4 pseudogenes are annotated in these 2,939 nt (G+C 67.6%); 2 read left to right on the forward strand and 2 right to left on the reverse strand.

From position 1 onward, the window contains the following. A pseudogene (locus Y704_RS25130) lies at positions 1-182 on the reverse strand (IS1380 family transposase); the annotation flags it as partial. A gap of 155 nt (positions 183-337) precedes the next feature. Between Y704_RS25130 and Y704_RS18960 the strand changes: the two are divergent. Both Y704_RS18960 and Y704_RS18965 read left to right on the forward strand, forming a co-directional pair. Continuing rightward, positions 338-1,312: pseudogene (locus Y704_RS18960) on the forward strand (LacI family DNA-binding transcriptional regulator). Between the two features lie 86 nt (positions 1,313-1,398). Continuing rightward, positions 1,399-2,439: pseudogene (locus Y704_RS18965) on the forward strand (Gfo/Idh/MocA family oxidoreductase). Between the two features lie 320 nt (positions 2,440-2,759). Here Y704_RS18965 and Y704_RS24355 read toward each other — a convergent pair. After that, positions 2,760-2,939: pseudogene (locus tag Y704_RS24355) on the reverse strand (NAD-dependent dehydratase); the annotation flags it as partial.

The following is a 2,939-nucleotide window of genomic DNA, read 5'->3' on the forward strand; positions in this document are numbered from 1 at the left end:
GAAGCGACCTTCAGCCCGGCGTTCGCGCCCTTGTCCGTGGGTACCGTGAGCCAATCCTCGGCGAGCTCGTGCAGCCCGGCGTCACGGGCCAGTGTCATGACCGGGAGCAGCCCGGCGACCGACACGAGGTTGGGCTCGTCGAAGGACACTGACACCGCGGATGGTTTGTGGGAAACTTGCATCTACGAGATGCCCTCTTTTCGGCGAAAAATGAGTTCTAGACAAGCTTCATTTTCCCTGAAAAGACGGGCATTCTCGGTTTAAACCGCCGACTTAGCCCCAATCAACATCGGTGGATCAAGGCTTAGGCGGGCCCCGGCCGGTACCCACCCTGGAGATGGTGGCGGCACTGGCCGGGGTCTCGAGGGCCACGGTGTCCCGGGTGGTCAACGATTCCCCCAGCGTCGACCCGGAGCTCGTGCGATCGGTGAAGAAAGCCATCCTCACCCTCGACTACACGCCGAACCGGGCGGCGCGTTCCCTCGTGAAGCGCCGCGCCAACTCGGTCACGCTGATCGTGTCGGAGTCGACGTCGAAGGTGTTCGCCGATCCGTTCTTCGCCACCGTGGTCCAGGGACTCGCCCTGTTCCTCACGGACACCGAGTACACGCTGAACATGATCATCGCCTCGGAATCGAAGCCGGAAAAGACGCGGAGCTTCCTCCTCCGGGGCAGCGTGGACGGCGTCCTGGTGGTCTCCCATCACAGCGGGGACCATTCGTGAACGCACCTCTCGGTGTCGTTGCCCATGGTGTTCGCGGGCCGGCCCCTGGTCGGCGGCAAGGAGGCGTACTACGTGGAGGTCGACAACGAGCAGGCGGCCTACAACGCCACCCGGCAACTGATCACGAGCCGCCGCACCCACATCGCCACGATCGCCGGACCGCAGGACATGCCGCCCGGCATCGACCGCCTCGCCGGGTGGCGGACGGCGGTGCGGGAGTCGGGCCTCGGCGAGGGGCTGGCGGAGGTCGGCGAATTCACCGTCGATTCCGGTGCCCGGGCGATGCAGCGGCTGCTCGACCGCGGACAGCCGATCGACGCCGTCTTCGCCGCCAACGACCAGATGGCGGCCGGCGCGTACACGGCGATCCAGGGCCGCGGTCTGCGCGTTCCGGGAGATGTCGCCGTCGTCGGCTTCGATGACGACACCTTCGCCACCGCGGTGAGTCCCGCACTCACCACCGTGCACCATCCCATCATCGAACTCGGCAAGAAGATGGCCGAGACGCTCGTCGATCTGATCGAGGGTCGACCGGCAGACCGCGTGACCCGACTGCCGACCTCCCTGGTGATCCGCGACTCCGTCTAGTGCCGGCGCCGCAGCATTCGAGAGCCGGCCCGACGACCGGTTCCTGCACATCACCCCCGTATTCCACCCTGCCTGGAAGGCACCCCATGACTGCTGCTGATCCCGTGTCGCCCGCGAGTGCGACCGGCAGGCCCGTCCACCGGGGCGTCGTCGCCACCGGTTCGATCGCTGCCCGCGTCACGCAGGACCTCGCCCTGCTCGAGGACGCCGTGCTGCAGGCGGTCAGTTCGCGCTCGGCGTCGTCCGCGCTCGCCTTCGGCTAGCGGTACGGCTTCGCTTCGACCTATTCCGACGACGGCGACACCCCCGGCTATGTGCAGCTCATCGCCGATCCGCTCGTCGAGGTGGTCTATGTCGCCACGCCGCATGCCCAGCATCACGCCGTTGCCCTGGCGGCGCTCGAGGCCGGAAAGCACGTACTGTGCGAAAAGCCCCTGACCCTGAATGCGCGGGACGCGCAGGAACTGGTCGAACTCGCCCGTGCACGCGGACTGTTCCTCATGGAAGCCGTCTGGACGCGGTTCCTGCCCAGCTTCCGCCGTGCTCTGGAGGTGGTGGCGTCCGGCGAGATCGGAACCGTGCGCTGGATCCAGGCGGACCTCGGCTCTCCGGTCCCGTTCGAGCCGACATCGCGTCTCTGGGATCCGGCTGCGGGCGGCGGCGCGCTCCTCGACCTCGCGGTCTATCCGTTGACCTGGGCATTTGCTGTGCTCGGCGAACCGCGCGCACTTTCGGCGTCGGGTGTGCTCAACGACGACGGCGTGGATCTCCAGAACGCGCTGACCCTGGGCTATGACGACGGCGGTTGCGCGCAGCTCGTCACCTCGATCGATGCGGACTGCCCCGGCGTGGTGACCATCACCGGCACGAACGGTTGGCTGCGCACCTCCGCTCCGCTGTTCAACCCCGGCGAGCTGATCATCCAACCACGGCAGGGGACTCTGCGGACGGAGCGGTTCGAGGTGTTCGGCCACGGCTTCGGCTACGAGCTCCGGGAGGTCACGCGGTGCGTCCAGGCAGGGCGTACCGAAAGTACTTTCATGCCGTTGGACGAGACCGTCCGCGTCATGGAGCTGCTCGACGACGCGCGGCGGCAGATGGGCCTGCGGTACGCGGGCGACGAATAGGAGGTCTCTGCGGCGGTGCGAAGGGTTGGCCGGTCAATTCCGATGCCGCTTCGTTCGCGGCCGGAGCCTTCCCCGATACGCGTGCCCGCCCCTGCCGCTAACGAGCGGGGTGAGTGCACCCTCACGCCGTGCGGAACGTCGGCCATAGCAGCGTCCGCCACCAGGCATCTTCGGCCTGATGGCCTCCACCGTGGCCGAGCCTCCATTCACGGGGAAGGCCGCCGAGCCTCCATTCACGGGGAAGGCCAGGGATTGAACGGCGACGGCGCCCGGCCTTGCCGGACGCCGTCGTCGGTACTGCCTCGACCTATCGCATCGACCTAGAGGGCCGCGTCGATCGCCTCGGCAATCGGCGTCTCGCCGCTGTTGAACTGGATGGTCCTGTCCACGGTGCCGAGGTTCCCCAGCACCACGGCGGCAACGTGCGCCACGTCCTCGCGGGGAACCGAGTCCTGCTGCGGCTTGCCCGACACCTCGATCCTGCCGGTACCCGGCTCCGT

Source organism: Arthrobacter sp. Br18 (assembly GCF_000520555.1).
Taxonomy (GTDB): Bacteria; Actinomycetota; Actinomycetes; order Actinomycetales; family Micrococcaceae; genus Arthrobacter_D.